At 70.9% G+C, this 16,628-nt stretch carries 12 protein-coding genes; 9 read left to right on the top strand and 3 right to left on the bottom strand.

Annotated features, from left to right (window positions below):
- The first annotated feature begins 125 nt into the window (after positions 1–125).
- The 8 genes from DKM19_RS37715 (at position 126) to DKM19_RS37680 (ending at position 11,846) form a co-directional block, all read left to right on the top strand.
- Complete coding sequence (locus DKM19_RS37715; RefSeq protein ID WP_110702549.1) at positions 126–2,135, top strand: S9 family peptidase; 2,010 nt, start codon at positions 126–128, stop codon at positions 2,133–2,135.
- Positions 2,084–3,412 carry a serine hydrolase gene (locus tag DKM19_RS37710; RefSeq protein ID WP_239513804.1) on the top strand — a complete coding sequence of 443 codons (1,329 nt, stop codon included), beginning with the start codon at positions 2,084–2,086 and terminating at the stop codon, positions 3,410–3,412. Before DKM19_RS37715 ends, DKM19_RS37710 begins: the two co-directional genes overlap by 52 nt.
- A 9-nt stretch (positions 3,413–3,421) precedes the next feature.
- On the top strand, positions 3,422–4,762 hold the full coding sequence (locus DKM19_RS37705) for a serine hydrolase (protein ID WP_110702545.1): 1,341 nt from the start codon (positions 3,422–3,424) through the stop codon (positions 4,760–4,762).
- A gap of 183 nt (positions 4,763–4,945) precedes the next feature.
- Positions 4,946–6,559 carry a CdaR family transcriptional regulator gene (locus tag DKM19_RS37700; protein WP_110702543.1) on the top strand — a complete coding sequence of 538 codons (1,614 nt, stop codon included), beginning with the start codon at positions 4,946–4,948 and terminating at the stop codon, positions 6,557–6,559.
- A 95-nt stretch (positions 6,560–6,654) separates the two neighbouring features.
- On the top strand, positions 6,655–8,244 hold the full coding sequence (locus DKM19_RS37695) for an ABC transporter substrate-binding protein (protein WP_110702541.1): 1,590 nt from the start codon (positions 6,655–6,657) through the stop codon (positions 8,242–8,244).
- A complete protein-coding gene (locus tag DKM19_RS37690; RefSeq protein ID WP_110702540.1) occupies positions 8,245–9,219 on the top strand; it encodes an ABC transporter permease in 975 nt (324 codons plus the stop codon). It abuts the gene before it with no gap.
- 105 nt (positions 9,220–9,324) lie between these two features.
- Positions 9,325–11,157 carry a dipeptide/oligopeptide/nickel ABC transporter permease/ATP-binding protein gene (locus DKM19_RS37685; protein ID WP_110702538.1) on the top strand — a complete coding sequence of 611 codons (1,833 nt, stop codon included), beginning with the start codon at positions 9,325–9,327 and terminating at the stop codon, positions 11,155–11,157.
- The gene (locus tag DKM19_RS37680; protein WP_110702536.1) at positions 11,154–11,846 is read left to right on the top strand and encodes an ABC transporter ATP-binding protein; all 693 of its coding nucleotides are present in this window, start codon (positions 11,154–11,156) and stop codon (positions 11,844–11,846) included. The genes DKM19_RS37685 and DKM19_RS37680 overlap by 4 nt, the downstream gene beginning before the upstream one ends.
- A 61-nt stretch (positions 11,847–11,907) precedes the next feature.
- Here the strand turns inward: DKM19_RS37680 and DKM19_RS37675 are convergent, their stop codons facing one another.
- Positions 11,908–13,428, bottom strand: coding sequence for a M1 family metallopeptidase (locus DKM19_RS37675; protein ID WP_204358413.1), 1,521 nt, complete (start codon positions 13,426–13,428; stop codon positions 11,908–11,910).
- A gap of 233 nt (positions 13,429–13,661) precedes the next feature.
- Positions 13,662–14,090 (bottom strand): IS200/IS605 family transposase, encoded by a 429-nt coding sequence (gene tnpA / locus DKM19_RS37670; protein WP_110702534.1) that lies wholly within the window; start codon positions 14,088–14,090, stop codon positions 13,662–13,664.
- 23 nt (positions 14,091–14,113) lie between these two features.
- On the opposite strand from tnpA, the gene DKM19_RS37665 reads away from it, so the two are divergent.
- Positions 14,114–15,382, top strand: a complete 1,269-nt coding sequence (locus tag DKM19_RS37665) for a transposase (RefSeq protein ID WP_239513803.1) — start codon at positions 14,114–14,116, stop codon at positions 15,380–15,382.
- Positions 15,383–15,429: 47 nt separating this feature from the next.
- On the opposite strand, the gene menC is transcribed toward DKM19_RS37665, so the two are convergent.
- On the bottom strand, positions 15,430–16,530 hold the full coding sequence (gene menC, locus DKM19_RS37660; RefSeq protein WP_204358412.1) for an o-succinylbenzoate synthase: 1,101 nt from the start codon (positions 16,528–16,530) through the stop codon (positions 15,430–15,432).
- Positions 16,531–16,628: the final 98 nt, after the last annotated feature.

Below are 16,628 nucleotides of genomic sequence, written 5' to 3'. Positions count from 1 at the left end.
GTCGCCGCTCCGCCGTCACCCACCTCGTCCGGCCGGGAGGCGGTTGGACGACGGCACAACAGATGGAGCCCGGTTCGTCGTCGCGGACGAAGAAGCGACGGCGAGTGGACGCCTAACGTTCGGGCATGCCTCGTCTCTCCCTCAGCGACCTTCCCCGCATCGCGGTGCCGGGGGACCCCCGGCTGTGTCCCGACGGAAGCGCCGTCGCCTACGTGGTCACCACCGCCGACCGGGAATCCGACGAGAACCGGTCCGAGATCTGGCTCGCCGCCCCCGGCGCCGAGCCGCGGCGCCTGACGGGCGGCCCGCACGACTCCTCCCCGCGCTGGTCGCCCGACGGGCGCTCGCTGGCCTTTCTCCGTCCCGTGGACGGAAAGCCGCAGATCCATCTGCTGCCGATGGACGGCGGCGAGCCGCGCGTCCTGACCGGGGCGACTCTGGGCGCCGGCGCGGCGGTCTGGTCTCCCGACGGCGACCGGATCGCGTACGGCGCGCCGCACGGCGACGTCGACCCGCACGCCCCGGTCGTGGCAGACCGCCTGGAGTACAAGGCCGACGGCACCGGCCTGCTGCGCGGCCTGACCATGCACCTCTTCGTGGTGGACGTGGCGACGGGGGAGACCGGGCAGATCACCTCGGGTGACTTCCACGCGGGTGAGCCGTCCTGGTCGCCGGACGGCGGCAAGCTCTTCTTCGCCGCGAGCATGGACGCCGACCGTGACCTGACCGTCAGCGGCGCGGTCCACTCGGTGGACGTCTCGGGCGGCAAGCCCGAGCGGCTCACCGGCGCCGACGTGATCTGCACGAACGTCTGGTGGCTGGGTGAACGGCTGCTGGTCGCGGGATACGCCGACACCCCCGTCGGCCACGTGCGCCTGTTCGACCTCGGAGCGGACGGGCTCGTGGAGGTCGAGACCGGGCTCGACCGCAACGTCATGGTGGGCGCGCCCGGTTATCCCGGCGCGACACCCCAGCTCGCGGGGGACGACCTGATCTTCTGCGCCCGCGACGGCGGTTTCACCCACCTCTACCGCGCCCCCGGCGAGAAGATCATCGGTGGAGACCAGGTGGTCTCCGGCGTCAGCGCCGTGGGAGGCAGGATCGCCTACGTCGCCGCCACGCCGCACAGCGCGGGAGAGGTCTATCTCGCGGATCTCACCGCGATCAGGGCGGCCACCCCGGTGGGCGATCTCCCGCCTTCATCGGATGCCCCGGGTGAGGACCCGCTTCCGTCGGATACCCCGGGGGGCGACGTTCCGCCTCCATCCGGCCCGGCGGTTCCATCCGACTCGGCGGCGCCCGGCGTCACGAGGCTCTCCTCCTACGCGGTTCCCGGCGTCGAGCTGTTCACCCCGCGAAGCCGTACCTTCACCGCCCCCGACGGCACGCCGATCGAGGGGTTCGTGCTGCGGGACGAGACGCTCACCGAGCCCGGGCCGCTCCTGCTGGACGCGCACGGCGGCCCGCACAACGCCTGGGCGCCGGTCTTCGACGGCGCGCACCTCTACCACCAGGTGCTCGCCGCCCGCGGCTGGACCGTGCTCACCCTCAACCCGCGCGGCAGCGACGGGTACGGCGAGGCCTTCTACACCGCCGCGCTCGGCGCCTGGGGCGTCGCCGACACCGGCGACTTCCTCGGCCCGATCGACGAGCTGGTCGCCGAGGGCGTCGCCGACCCCGAACGGCTCGCGGTGACCGGTTACAGCTACGGCGGTTACATCTCCTGCTGGCTGACCACCCAGACCGGCCGGTTCAAGGCGGCCGTCCCCGGCGGGTGCGTCAGCGACCTGGCCAGCATGACCGGCACCTCCGACGCCGGCCACCTCCTGAAGGCGTACGAACTGGGCGACGACCTCGCCGCCCAGTCCCCGATGAGCCACGTCGCCCGGGTGAGCACACCGACCCTGCTCCTCCACGGAGACAGCGACGACCGGTGCCCCGTCGGCCAGGCCGAGCAGTGGTTCGCCGCACTGCGCGAACGGGGCGTGCCGGTGCGGCTGGTCCGCTACCCCGGCGCCTCCCACCTGTTCATCCTCAACGGCCGCCCATCCCATCGGGCGGACTACAACGAAAGGATCGTCGAGTGGCTGGAACAGTGGATCTCGGTCGATGGAACGCCCGTCTCGCTGAGCTGATCGCCGAATACGAGGTTCCCGGCGCGAGCCTGGCCTTCCTGCACGAGGGGGAGGTCCACGAGTTCGCCGCCGGCGTGCTCAACACGGCCACCGGGGTGGAGGTGACCACCGACTCGCTCTTCCAGATCGGCTCGGTCACCAAGGTGTGGACCGCCACCCAGATCATGATGCTCGTCGAGCGGGGCGAGCTGACGCTCGACACCCCGGTCTCCCAGGTCCTGCCGGAGTTCCGGGTCGCCGACCCGGAGGTGAGCAAGACCGTCACGATCAGGCACCTGCTCTCGCACACCTCGGGCATCGACGGTGACCTGTTCCTCGAAACGGGCCGCGGCGACGACTGCGTCGAGAAGTACGTCGAGGCCTGTGCCGACCTCGCGCAGAACCATCCCCTCGGCGTCACCCAGTCGTACTGCAACTCCGGGTTCATCATCGCCGGACGGGTCGTCGAGCGCCTCACCGGCAAGGTGTGGGACGCAGCGCTGCGCGAGCAGATCATCGAGCCGCTCGGCCTGACCCACACCTGGACCCTGCCGGAGGACGTGCTGCGCTTCCGCGGCGCCATGGGCCACGTCGAGGGTGGAGTCCCCGCCCCCGTCTGGGGCCTGATGCGCTCCTGCGGACCGGCCGGGCTGATCTGCGCCCGCCCCGCCGACGTCGTCGCCTTCGCCCGCGCCCACCTGGGCACCGGGCTGCTGGCCGACCCGCAGGCGATGTGGGAGCCGCAGGTGGACATCCCCAACCCGTACGCCATCGGCAGGCAGTGGGGGCTCGGCTGGATCCTGGACGAGTGGCAGGGCCGCCGGATCATCCTCCACGGAGGCAACACCATCGGCCAGGCGGCCATGCTCTGGGCGGTCCCGGACACGGACACGGTGGTGTGCGTGCTGGCCAACGGCGGCCACACCGCGGCCTTCCACCACGCCCTGGCCACCGAGCTCTTCGCCGAGCTGATCGACCTGGCCGTGCCGCCCGTGCTGGGACCGCCGGACGAGCCGTTCGAGACCGACGTCGAGCGGTACGCCGGTGTGTACGAGCGGGCGGGCAGCCGGATGACGCTGACGGTCCGCGACGGCCGGCTCTCGCTGCTCAACGAGGCCACCGGAGCCCTGGCCGACATGCATCCGCCCCTGGAGTTCGACCTCGTCCCGGTGGACGACGTCACCTTCGTCGGACGCCCCGAGGGCGAGCCCCAGTGGCTGTCGGCCGTCTTCTACGAGCTCCCCGACGGCTCGCCGTACGTCCACCTCGGTGTGCGGGCCACGCCCAAGATCGCCTGAGGAGCCACGATGGTTGAGAACCTTCAGAAAAACCTCGACGAGGCGGCCGGCAGGCACGGCGTGCCCGGTGCGGCCATCGCGGTCTGGGCGGGCGGGCGGCTCGTCGAGGCCGCCACCGGAGTGGTGAACAGGAACACCGGCGTGGAGACCACGCCCGACAGCATCTTCCAGGTCGGCTCCACCACGAAGGTGTGGACCGCCGCTCTGATCATGCAGCTGGTCGAGGAGGGGCTGGTCGAGCTGGACCGGCCGGTCCGCGACTACCTGCCGGAGTTCGTCGTCGCCGACGGCTCGGAGCAGGTCATCACCGTCAGGCACCTGCTCACCCACACCGGCGGTTTTGTCGGCGACCTGTTCGAGGACACCGGGCGCGGCGACGACTGCCTGGGCAGGTACGTGGAGTACCTGCACGGCGCGGGTCACGTGCACGCTCCCGGCGCGCTGTTCTCCTACTGCAACTCCGGCTACTGCGTCCTCGGCGCCCTGGTCGCCCGGGTGCGTGGCACGACGTGGGAGCGGGCGATGCGCGAGCGCCTGATGGACCCGCTCGGCGTCACGCACTCGGCGCTCTTCGGGGAGGAGGCCGTGCTGTTCCGTACGGCGGCCGGTCACGTCGGGCCCGAGGGCACCGTCCACCCCACCTGGCAGATGCCGCGCTCCAACGCGCCCGCGGGCTCCACCATGTGCCTGGCCCCGCGCGAGCTGGTCCGGTTCGGCCGGATGTTCCTCGCCGGAGGGCTGGCCGAGGACGGCACCCGGCTGCTGTCGGAGGAGACGGTCGCGGCCATGCGGACACCGCAGGTCGAGGTTCCCGGTGTCTCCGGCCTGCTCGCCAACCGCTGGGGGCTCGGCTTCGAGCTGTTCGACTGGGGCGGCGAGGTCTTCGGCCACGACGGCGGGACGATCGGGCAGAGCACCTTCTGGCGGGTCGTCCCGGGCAGCGACTTCGCGGTCGCGATGAGCGTCAACGGCGACGGCTTCTTCGGCCTGTTCGTCGACGTCGTCCTGCCGCTGCTCCGGGAGGCCACGGGGCTCGCCGTGCCGGACTTCCCGGTTCCGGCCCAGGCGCCGCAGGCCGTGGACCCCACGCCGTACACCGGCAGGTACGCCGAGCCGGAGCTCTCCTACGAGATCGCCGCGGCGGACGGCGGCCTGGAGATCACCGTGATCCCGGGCGAGTTCATGACGGAGGCCGGCGCCCAGCGCACCAGCGCCCGCTACGTGCACCACGGCGGCCACTCGTTCATCACGGCCGAGTCCGAGAACGGCAGGCACGAGACCGTCACCTTCATCGTCGAGGACGGCCGCGCCGCCTACCTCCACAACGGGCGGGCGCTACCCCGTGCGTGATGCGGATCCGGCCCTCAACCGGCTCCGTACACGTGACGCGGGTCCGGTCCTCGACCGGCTCCGTGCAAGGGGCGGGCGTCGCCTCATGCGTGACGCGGGTCCGGTCCCCGATCGGCTCCGTACGACGGGCGGGCACCGCCCCGTGCGTGACGCGGATCCGATCCCTGACCGGATTCGTGGCTGATGTCCATCTATGTTCACTATCGTGAACGGATGACCAACCGGCCACGTGCCAGCCTGCAACGGATCCTGGAGGACCTGGGCAGCACGGTGCTGGACGTGGCCGCCTCCCCCGGCGAGCTCGACGCCGAGGTCACCGGCGTGCACATCTACGACCCCCTCGACGAGCTGCTGCTGCCGGCCGGCGGCATCCTGCTCGCCGTCGGGGTCGACCGGGCCGAGCAGATCTGCGCCCTGCTCGACGTCGCGGGCCCGGCGGCCGGGATCGTCGTCAAGCAGCCGGTGGACGTCGACGAGTTGGTGCGGGCCAAGGTCCTGGAGACCGGGGTCGCGGTGCTCGGCCTCACCCGGGCCGCCTCGTGGGCGCAGGTGACGACGCTGCTGCGCTCGCTGCTGGCCGAGGGCGATCTCGCCGAGCCGGGGGAGGTCTCGCCCGACGACCTGTTCTCACTGGCCAACGCCGTGTGCGCGCTGCTGGACGCGCCGGTCACCATCGAGGACCGGTCCTCGATGGTGCTGGCGTACTCCGAGCGGCAGGACGAGGCCGACCCCGGCAGGGTGGAGACCGTGCTCGGCCGCCAGGTGCCGCAGCGGTACCAGCGGATGCTGGAGGAGCGCGGGTTCTTCCGGCAGCTGTACCAGAGCCGCGAACCGGTCTACATGAAGCTGGGCGACGACATCATCGACCGGGTGGCGATAGCCGTACGGTCGGGAGACGAGATCCTCGGCTCCATCTGGGCCGCCGTGCGCGAGCCGCTGACCGAGCAGCGCCAGCGGGCCCTCACCGACGCCGCCAAGATCGTCGCGCTGCAGTTGCTACGGCAGCGAGCCGGGGCGGACACCCGGCGGCGGCTCCGCGCCGACCTGCTGTCCACCGTGCTGGCGGGCGGCCGGGACGCGGCCGAGGCCGCCGGGCGGCTCGGCGTCGCCAGCGAGCGACTGTGCGTGCTCGCCGCCCAGCTCAGCGGCGGATCCGGCACCGACGCCGCACTCAGGGAGAGCGACAGGCACCGCCTGTGCGACGCGCTCGCCCTGCATGTCGGAGCCATCCACCCCCGGGCCGCCGCCGCGCTGGTCGGCTCGGTGGCGTACGCCGTACTGCCCCTGCACGCCATCGGCGACGAGGAGCGGCGGGCCGTGCGGGTCGCCGAGAGCTTCCTCGCCCGCGTCGGCCCCCGGCACGCCGCCAACATCGGCGTGGGGCGTCTGGCGGCCAACCTCACCGAGGTGGCCCGGTCCCGGGCCGACGCCGACCGCGCGCTGCGCGTGCTGCGCGCCCGCGAGGCGTCCGGCGCGGTCGCCGGCTACAGCGCCGTGCACTTCGAGTCGCTGCTGCTCCAGCTCTCCGACCTGGTCGAGGCCGAGGAGCAGGCGCCCACCGGGCCCTACGAACGGCTCCTGGCCTACGACGCCGAGCACGGCAGCGAGCTGGTGGCCACCCTGCGCGCCTACCTGGACGCCTTCGGCGACGTCAACGCAGCCTCGGCCATGGTGCACGTGCACGCCAACACCTTCCGCTACCGGTTGAAGCGGCTCACCGAGATCGGCGAGCTGGATCTGGCCGACCCCGACGCACGGCTGACCGTGATGCTCCAGATGCGGATCTTCGGGCGGTAGGACGACGAACCTTCCACTTTTTGTGCGGAGGGACGAAGAAGGATCGCCGGGAACCGGCGAATGTGGGGCATCACCCTCCACCCCCTGGAGCCCCGATGAGAAACACAGGAACGGTAGCCGTACTGGGCGCCCTGAGCCTGTTCGCGACCGCGTGCGGCGGCGGCACGGCGGGGGCCCCGTCGGGCACGCCCGCCGGCGCGGGCACCTTCACCTATGCGATCAGCGCCGACCCCGGTGTGCTCGATCCGGCCATGGGCGTGCTTTCGGTCACCAACGTGGTGCTGTCGTTCGCCTACGACACGCTGGTCCACAACGCGGCCGACGGCAAGATCACCTCCGGACTGGCCGAGAAATGGGACGTCAAGCCCGACTCGGTGACCTTCACCCTGCGCAAGGGCGTCACCTGCTCGGACGGCTCCCCACTGACCCCCAGCGATGTGGCCGCCAACGTCGACCACATCACCGACCCGAACACCAAGTCGCCGATCAACGGCGTCCTGGTCCCCGCGGGGATGAAGGCCGAGGCGGACGACGCGGCGGGAACGGTGACGCTCTCCACCCCGCAGCCGTTCGGCTTCATCCTGGAGAGCACCGCGGAGATGTTCGTCGTCTGCGGCAAGGGAGTGAAGGACCGCTCGGCGGTGGCCCGCGCCACCTCGGGCTCCGGGCCCTACACGCTCACCGAGGCGGTGCCCAGCGACCACTACACCTTCCAGGTGCGCAAGGACTACGCCTGGGGGCCGGGCGGCGCCACCACGCAGACGCCCGGGCTGCCCGCCAAGGTCGTGCTGAAGGTCGTGCCGAACGAGCAGACCGCCGCCAACCTGCTGATCTCCGGCGGGCTCAACGGAGCGATCATCGCCGGCGCCGACCGCGCCCGGCTGGAGGCCACCCCGGGGATGGGCAAGCTGGTCCGGGCCGCCGGCAACGGGCAGTTCTTCTACCACCAGGGTGACGACCGTCCCGCAAAGGATCCGGCGGTGCGCAAGGCGCTCACCCAGGCGATCAATCTCACGGAGCTCGCCGGGATCGCCTCCAGCGGCACCGGCAGGCCGGCCACCGGGCTGGTGCTCGACCCGAGGCCGTGTCCGGGCGACACCGTCACCGGTCACGTCCCGGCCTTCGACGAGGCCGCCGCGGGAGCGGCGCTGGACGCCGCCGGCTGGAAGGCGGGCGCGGACGGCGTCCGGGCCAAGGACGGCAAGAAGCTGACCCTGCGCCTGCTCTATCCCACCACCAGGGGAGCGGGCGTGCAGGCCGCGGCCGAATACCTCGCCGGGGCGTGGAAGAAGGTCGGCGTCGAGGTCGCGCTGAACGGCGTCATCGACACCAAACTGTCGGAGTCGATCACCGTCACCCAGGACTGGGACGTCGTCTGGCTGCCGATCGGCGTCACGCTCCCCACGCAGCTCGTCGGGTTCCTGTCCGGTCCGGCGGCGCCGAAGGGAGCCAACTTCGCCCACCTGGCCAACGACCGCTACGACAAGCTGGTCACCGAGGCCGCGGTGAAGCCGGGCGCGGAGGGCTGCGCGCTCTGGCTGGAGGCGGAGTCCGCGCTGTTCGAGAACGCCGACCTGGTGCCGGCCGTGGAGAACACCGTGCTGGTCGCCTCCAAGGGCGCGACGTTCCAGATGACGGCGGACCAGGTCATTCCGACCTCGATCCGGATGACCGAGGCGGGCTGAGTGGCCGAGTCCTCGCGCCCGCCCGGCGGCCGCACCCGCGGCGCGTTCGTCCTGCGGCACCTCGTCCGGTTCGTGATCTCGCTGGCCGCGCTGCTCGTCGCGTCGTTCGCGATGATCCACCTGATCCCGGGTGATCCCGTGCGCGCCTCGCTCGGTCCGGCCGCGCCGGTCGAGCTGGTCGCCGCCAGGCGCGAGGCACTCGGGCTGGACCAGCCGATCCTGGACCAGCTGCTGTCCTACGTCCGCCACGTGCTGAGCGGAGATTTCGGCACGTCGTTCCTCAGCGGGGAGCGGGTCGGCGACGTCATCGCCGCCCGGCTCCCCAACACCCTCATGCTCGCCCTGCTCGCGACCGTCGTGGCCCTGCTCGTCGCGGTGCCGCTCGGCATGTGGGCGGGAGTCCGCACCGAGAACGGCCGCGGCCGGGGCACCGAGGCGGCCTTCACCTCGGCGACCGGCACGGCCGTCGCCGTGCCCGAGTTCCTCTACTCGATCGCCCTGGTGGCCGTGTTCGCGATCGGGCTCGGCTGGTTCCCGCCCGCGGGCAAGAGCGGCCCCGTGTCCTACGTGCTGCCGATCCTCGCCCTGGCCATCGCGCCGACGGCGATGATCGCCCGCATCGCCCGCGTGGAGACGCTGCGCGAGCTGAGCACCGACTACGTACGGCTGGCGCGGGCCAAGCGACTTCCCGCCGCCCGGCTGTACGTGCGGCACGTCCTGCCCAACATGCTCACCGCGACCCTGACCGTGGGCGGGCTGCTGCTCACCGGCCTGATCGCCGGAAGCGTGCTCGTCGAGTACGTCTTCGCGTGGCCGGGCCTCGGACAGCGGATCGTGGAGTCGATCACCCAGAAGGACTACCCGGTGGCCCAGGGCGTGATCCTCGTCTACGGAACGATCGTGCTGGTGGTGAACCTTCTCGTCGATCTGCTGCTCGGCGTGCTCGACCCCACCTCCGCCCTGAAGGAGACCTGATGCGGCGCCCGCTGCCCGGCGTGCTCGACCCCGCCGTCCTGAAGGAGGCCTGATGCGGCGCCTGCCGTTCGGTGTGCTCGATCCCGCCGTCCTGAGGGAGGCCTGATGCGGCGCCTGCCGCGGACCCCCGCCGGGATCGCCGGAACCGTTCTGGTCACGCTCATGGTCATCCTGGCGATCATCGGCCCCCCGATCTGGGGCGCCGGGGCCGAACGCATCGACGCCACGGTGATCCTCCAGGGAGCCTCGGCCGCGCACCCGCTCGGCACCGACAACCTGGGTCGCGACATCCTCGAACGGGTGCTGGTCGCCGGGAGGCTCTCGCTCACCCTCGCCCTGCTGGCCACGCTCATCGGAGCGGCGGCCGGGGTCGTCCTGGGCGCGCTGCCCTCGGTGCTGCCCCGCCGCGCCGCCCGCCTGGTCACCGGTACGGTCAACGCGCTGGTCGCCTTCCCCGGCCTGCTGCTGGCCATGTTCACCGCGGTGGTCACGGGGCTCGGCGCGCGAGGGGCCGTGCTGGGCATCGGCGTGGCCATCGCGCCCGGCTTCGCCCGGCTCACCCAGACGCTCGCCGCCTCCGTCGCCGGGGCCGACTACGTGTCGGCCGCCCGCATGCTGGGCGTCTCCCGGCGGCGCATCATGACGAGCCACGTCCTGCCCAACATCGCCGAGCCGCTGATCCTCAACCTCACCCAGGCGCTGGGCGGCGCGCTGCTCGGGCTGGCCGGGATGTCCTTCCTCGGGCTGGGCGTGCAGCCGCCGTCGTTCGACTGGGGACGGCTGCTCTTCGACGGCCTCGGCCGCATCTACGTCACCCCGGCCGTCGCCCTCGGCCCCGCGGTCGCGGTCGCGCTCGCGGGCATCGGGTTCAACCTGCTGGGAGACGCCCTGGCACACGCGGCGTCGCGTCCCGCCGTGACGGCGGGCAAGGACGTCCCGCGAGCCGTTCCCGGGCCTGACGAGCCCGGATTCGACGAGCCCGAGCCGGACGCGGTCCTGGAGGTACGGGACCTGACCGTCACCTTCCCCGGCGGCGTGACGCCGGTGCGCGGCCTGTCGCTGAGCATCGCGCCCGGCGAGATCGTCGGACTGGTGGGGGAGTCGGGCAGCGGCAAGAGCCTGACCGCGCTGGCGATCGGCGGGCTGGTTCCCCACCCGGGCCGGGTGAGCGCGGAACGGCTGCGGCTGTGCGGCACGGACCTCGGCGAGCTGCCGGAACAGGAACGCCGCAGGTTGCTCGGCACGTCGCTGGCGATGGTCTTCCAGGACCCGATGTCCTCCCTGAACCCGGCGCTCAAGGTCGGCGGGCAGCTCGCGGAGGTGGCGACCGTTCATCAGGGCGCGAGCCGTACCGAGGCCAGGACCAGAGCGGTGGACCGGCTCGGGCGCGTGCACATCCCGGAGCCCGACCGGCGGGCCCGGCAGCACCCGCACGAGCTGTCCGGCGGCATGCGGCAGCGTGCGGTGATCGCGATGGGCCTGATGGGCACGCCGCGACTGATCATCGCCGACGAGCCGACCACCGCCCTCGACGTGACCGTGCAACGGCAGATCCTGCGGCTGCTGCGCGAGGTGACCGACGAGACCGGTGCGGCGACCCTGTTCATCTCCCATGACATCGCCGTGGTCGGAGAGCTGTGCCATCGGGTCGTGGTGATGTACGCGGGCCGGGTGGTCGAGGAACTGCCCGTCGGGGAGCTGGCCTCCGGCGCCGCGCACCCCTACACCCGCGCCCTGATCGCCTCGCTGCCCGACATGGACACAGACAGGTCCCTGCCGCTGGCGAGCATCCCCGGCCGCCAGCCCTCGCCCGCCGAGGTCGGCGGGGGCTGCGCCTTCGCCGACCGCTGCGAACTGGCGACCGACCGCTGCGCCGAACGTCCGCCCCTGATCCCGTACGGCAGGGCGCACCGCGTCGCCTGCTGGGAGGCCTCGTGATCATCAAGAACCTGACCGTACGGTTCGGCACGTTCACCGCCGTCGACGACGTCACGCTGGAGATCCCGGCCGGCGCGATCGTCGGCCTGGTGGGAGAGTCGGGATCGGGCAAGTCCACGCTGGCCAGGGCGGTGACCGGGCTGGTGCCGTACACCGGCGAGATCGTCGGCGGCGATCCCCGGAAGATCCAGATGGTCTTCCAGGACCCCTACGCCTCCCTCGACCCGCGAATGACCGTGGGCACGTCGGTGGCGGAGGGGCTCCGCCTGTCCCGGGCCGCCCGTCAGGCGGAGGTGGAGCGGCTGCTGTCACTGGTGTCGCTGCCCGCCTCGCTGGCGGGGCGCTACCCGCGCGAGCTGTCCGGCGGCCAGCGCCAGCGGGTGGCGATCGCCAGGGCACTGGGCGCCCGGCCCGAGCTACTGGTCGCCGACGAGATCACCTCGGCCCTGGACGTCTCCGTCCAGGGCGCGGTGCTCAACCTGGTCCGCTCGCTGCGCGAGGAGCTCGGGCTGTCGATGCTGTTCATCTCGCACAACCTCGCGGTGGTCCGGTACGTCTCCGACGTCGTCGCGGTGATGCACCAGGGCAGGCTGGTCGAGATCGGGCCGACGGAGGAGGTGGTGGGCTCGCCCAGGGACGACTACACCCGCTCCCTGCTGGAGGCGATCCCGCGCCTGCGCTGCCCCTGAGATCCGTAGCGCAGGAAACGGGATCCGTGCTCTGCCATCACGTCCTACCCGTCCGTGCGCCTCAGCCCTTGGGCTTCCAGTCCGGATGGCCGGGCATGGGCGGGGTTCTGGCGTCGTACATCCAGCCGTTGATGTAGCCGGTCAGGTTCTTGCCGCTCACCCGGTTGGCGACCTTGATGTAGTCCCGGGTGGTGGCCGAGCGGCCGCGGAACTCGTTGAAGAAGGTCTTCTCGATCCGCTGGAAGGTGGTCTTGCCGACCATCTCCCGCAGCCCGAACAGCATCAACAGCCCCCCGGTGTTGGTGCCGACCAGCACGTCCCGCGCGTGCGTCATCCTCCCCGGAGGGCCCGACTCGATCCGCTTGTCACCGTCGAAGTCGTAGCGGGCGCGCAGTCCCCGGCCGGGGTCGTTCAGGTCGCGATAACCCTTCTCCGAGCCGTAAAGAACCTGGTAGAACTCGGCGTGACCTTCGCTGATCCACATCTGGTCCCAGTCGCGCACCGAGACGGCGTCACCGAAGTACTGGTGGGCCAGCTCGTGGACCATGGTGATCCGGTCGTCCTGGGTGTCCTCCTTGGTCACCTTGCCCTCGTTGTTCGTGCCGGTCAGATTTTCGGCGGCGTAGGTGGACATGGTCGCGGTCTCCAGGGCGACGCCCTGGTAGCCCTCGGGTACTCCGAGCACGCCGTAGGTCTCGTAGGGGTAGGGGCCGATCTGCTTCTCCAGCCAGGCCATCTGGTCGGGGATGTCGTCCACCAGCAGGCGCGCCTTGGCGGCCTGGTCGGTGGCGACGTAGCTGCGCAGCGGCAGACCATGGGGTCCCCTGCCCTTGATCAGAGTGAAGCGGCCGACCGCCGCCTGCACGACATGGGTCGGGATGGGGCCGCGGGTGGTGAAGGTGTAGGTGATGCGCCCCGCCTTCTCCGTCCGTGAGCGCAGGGTGCCGTTGGCGGCCGCCTGAAGATCCTTGGGGGTGGTGATGCGGAAGGTGACCTTCGCCTTGTCGCCGGGGTGGTCGTTGCCGGGGAAGAACAGGTGGGTTCGGTCCGGCTGGCCCATGAGCGAGAAGCCGTCCTTCGTGTTGACCCAGGCCGTGCGGTGCGGTTTCTCATCGGAGGGGAAGGCGGGCGACTGCGGGTTGTCGTCGCGGTCCACGCGGAAGGAGATGTCCGTGCGGAACGACCGCCCCCGGGGCAGCGCCCGCCTGGGGGTGATCAGCAGTTTCTGGCCTGAGACGCGGAAGCCGGCGGGATGGCCCGCAACGGTGACCCCGATGACCTTCTCCACCGCCGAGTCCAGGCTGAAGCTGGACAGGGCCTGGGTCGCGGTTGCCGTGATCCCCACCGAGGCATCCATTTTCATGGTGCCCGGCCGGTAGTCGTAGCGCACGTCGTAGGAGTCGACGTCGTAGCCGCCGTTGCCGAGGTACGCGAAGAGCCGGTCGCCCGCGCTCTGCGCACCGGGCCTGGCGGGTGCCGACGTCGCGGCCGCCGCGACCGGAATGCCGTATCCGATCGTCGCGGACAGCACCACGGTCGCGGTCAGTGCGGCCAGCGCACCGGGTATTCGAGGGGAGAACATGCGGGCCATCCTGCACAGGCCGGACATTGGCCCGGTTGAAGCCGCGCATCCGCCGGCGCTCGACCGCGTATCGGTTGTGTATCCGCGAACGGCGGCGGCCCCTCGGCAGGACAGCCTCTCTACCAGGTTCGTCCGTAGTGCTCCGGCCTTCGGGCCGGGGGTGAGGCGGACTGTCCCGCGTAACGGGGCAGGAACAGCCGATTCGCCACCAGGCGAACCGGCGTCCACCTCGATCAGACCGGCTGGTTCTGCTGCTCGATGTACTGCTTGAGCACGGTCAGCGGAGCCCCGCCAACCGATCCGGCGAAGTAGGACCCAGACCAGAAATGATCACCCCACAGGTACTTGCTGACGTGAGCGCTGAACTCCTTACGCAGCATCCGAGCCGAGACCCCCTTCAGTGAGTTGACCAGCTTGGACAAAGCGACCTTGGGCGGATAATGGACCAGCAGGTGGACGTGATCGTCCTCGCCGTTGAACTCGCGAAGTTCGACCTCGAAATCAGCACAGACCTCCCGCATGATCTGTTCGCATCGGACCAGCATCGGGTCGGTGAAGGCCCCACGCCGGTACTTGGTGACAAACACCAAATGGGCGTGAAGGTTATAAACGACGTGCCGTCCGGTGCGCACATCATGGTTCGGTTCCCACCTCGGTGACATAAACCAAACGATACGATCAGAGTGTGGAGAAGGTGAAGCAGACGCGGGCGCATGTGGCCCGCCTGGAGTTGAGCGCGGCCCAGGCGGCGGTGCTGGACGACCAGGCGCACATTGCCCGCGCGCTGTGGAACCTGCTGCACGAGTACTTCACCTTCCGGCAGAGCCGGTTCGCGACATTGAAGGAGTGCGACGAGGCGATCCGGGCGGCCCGTCGTGAGATCGACTGGATGGGCCAACTGCCCGCCCAGGCGGCTCAGGCGGTGTTGAAGACCTACCGGCAGGCGTGGGTGAACTTCTTCACCCCTGATCACCCCGCCAAACGCCCGACGTTCAAGGCCCGGTTGAGATCCCGGCCGGCCGTCGATGTGCCCCAGGCCCGCGACCTGCGGATCAAGCGGGTCAACCGGCGGTGGGGTGCGGTCAACCTGCCCAAGGTCGGGCGGGTGCGGTTTCGGTGGACCAAGGACCTGCCCGGCGTCACCAAGGGCGGCCCGGCCGGGCGGATCACCGGAGCCCGGCTGATCAAGGACGCCTTCGGCTGGCAGATCGTGTTCCGGACCGAGATCATGACCACTCCGGTCACGGACACTCATATCGGTCCAGCCGTAGGAATCGACCGGGGGATCACCGTCGCCTTGGCATTGTCGGACGAGACCATGCGTGAGCACGGCCCCTGGCTCACCGGCGGTGAGCATGAACACCTGCGCCGCCTGGAGAAGAAATCCGCCCGCCAGCGCGCTGGGCGTACCCCCGGACAGCGGACCTCTCATCGCCTGACGCGCACCTATGACCAGATGGCCAAACTCCGCGCGACAGCCAAGCGCCGAGCCGTTAACTGGCAGCACCAGACAACCACCGAACTCGCTGACGCCTTTAGCGTGGTCGTGGTGGAGGATCTGGAGATAACGAACATGGTCCGCTCCGCCAAGGGCACGATCGAACAACCCGGCCGGAACGTGCCGCAGAAGGCAGGGCTGAACCGCGCCATCACCGGCGAGGCGTGGGGCCGCACGGTCACCCTGCTGGAGTACAAAACCCATGATCGCGGCGGGCTGGTGATGAAGGTCCCCGCCCCGGGCACGTCGCAGACCTGCCACCAGTGCGGGCACCGTGACGCGGCCTCTCGTGACGGCACCCGGTTCTCGTGCGCCAACCCCGTGTGCGGGTGGATCGGCCACGCCGACACCAACGCCGCGATCAACATTCGCAACGCCGCAGGAACTGTGGTGTCAGGACGCGGAGACCTCGGGGCTGCCCGGTCTGCGAAGCGTCAACCCCCGCGCGCCGCCTAACCGCGATGCGACGGGAGAAGCTCCGGCCCTTCAGGCCGGAGAGGAGTTCAAAGGGTGATCCATTCGGTGGAGGTGGTGACGGCGTCGAGGACGTCGGGGAGGGGCTCGACGCCGATGCCGGGGCCGGTGGGGACGGCGAGGTGGCCGTCGTGGAGTTCGAAGGGCGGGGTGATGTCGGTGGTGTAGTAGCGGTGGGAGCCGGAGGTGTCGCCGGGCAGGGTGAAGCCGGGCAGGGCGGCGAGGGCGACGTTGGCGGCGCGGCCGATGCCGGTCTCGAGCATGCCGCCGCACCAGACGGCGATGCCGTGGGCCTGGGCGAGGTCGTGGATGCGGCGAGCTTCGAGGTAGCCGCCGATGCGGCCGGGTTTGATGTTGATGATGGAGCAGGCGCCCAGGGTGATGGCGGCGGCGGCGTGGGCGGCCGACTCGATGGATTCGTCCAGGCAGATGGGGGTGGTGATCTTCTGGGCGAGCTGGGCGTGCTGGATCATGTCGTCGTGGGCGAGGGGCTGCTCGATGAGGAGCAGGTTGTAGGGGTCGAGCTTGGCGAGGTGGGGGGCGTCGGTGAGGGTGTAGGCGGCGTTGGCGTCGACCTGGAGGAGCAGGTCGGGGCCGAAGCGCTCGCGGACGGCGCGGACGGGGGCGAGGTCGTTGCCGGGTTCGATCTTGAGTTTGATGCGCAGGTAGCCCTCTTCGAGGTAGCCGGTGACGGCGTCGAGGAGCTCGGGGATGGAGTTCATGATGCCGACCGACACCCCGCTGGGCACGCGGTCATTGGCGGCGCCGAGGAAGGAGGCCAGGGATTGGCCGCCAGCGCGGAGCTGGGCGTCCAGGACGGCGGTCTGCAGCGCGGCTTTGGCCATGCGGTGGCCTTTGAAGGGGTGCAGGGCGCGTTCGACGTTGTGGGCGTCGGGGTTCGGGGGCAGGGCGGGGATGAGAAAGCGGCGCAGGACGTCGGCGGCGCCGTCGACGTATTCGGGGGAGTAGAGAGGGTCGGACATGGCCACGCATTCGGCCCAGCCCTCACCGTCGGGGGTGACGACCCGCAGTAGGAGCACGTCGCGTTCGGTCTCGACGCCGAACGAGGTGCGAAACGGAGCGACGAGCGGCATCGCGATCCGCCGCAGCTCGATTCCAGTGATCTTCACATTCTCTCCCTCTCCTGGCCGCGCTCGCCGCCGATCAGGCGGCGTGTCGCGGGATGTCGCGCGGCTCCCGCCGCGTCTCCGTGAGGACCCCGTCGGCA

The organism is Streptosporangium sp. 'caverna', from assembly GCF_003203775.1.
GTDB classification, from domain to species: Bacteria; Actinomycetota; Actinomycetes; order Streptosporangiales; family Streptosporangiaceae; genus Streptosporangium; species Streptosporangium subroseum.
The sequence above is the reverse complement of the archived record's forward strand: the minus strand, read 5'-3'. Positions and strand labels throughout refer to the sequence as shown.

Bases quoted from the DNA above. Each gene is read 5' to 3' on its own strand.
- DKM19_RS37705 (WP_110702545.1), top strand. From the start codon at position 3,422: ATGGTTGAGAACCTTCAGAAAAACCTCGACGAGGCGGCCGGCAGGCAC.
- DKM19_RS37685 (WP_110702538.1), top strand. From the start codon at position 9,325: ATGCGGCGCCTGCCGCGGACCCCCGCCGGGATCGCCGGAACCGTTCTG.
- DKM19_RS37695 (WP_110702541.1), top strand. From the start codon at position 6,655: ATGAGAAACACAGGAACGGTAGCCGTACTGGGCGCCCTGAGCCTGTTC.
- DKM19_RS37675 (WP_204358413.1), bottom strand. From the start codon at position 13,428: ATGTTCTCCCCTCGAATACCCGGTGCGCTGGCCGCACTGACCGCGACC.
- DKM19_RS37715 (WP_110702549.1), top strand. From the start codon at position 126: ATGCCTCGTCTCTCCCTCAGCGACCTTCCCCGCATCGCGGTGCCGGGG.
- tnpA (WP_110702534.1), bottom strand. From the start codon at position 14,090: ATGTCACCGAGGTGGGAACCGAACCATGATGTGCGCACCGGACGGCAC.
- DKM19_RS37700 (WP_110702543.1), top strand. From the start codon at position 4,946: ATGTCCATCTATGTTCACTATCGTGAACGGATGACCAACCGGCCACGT.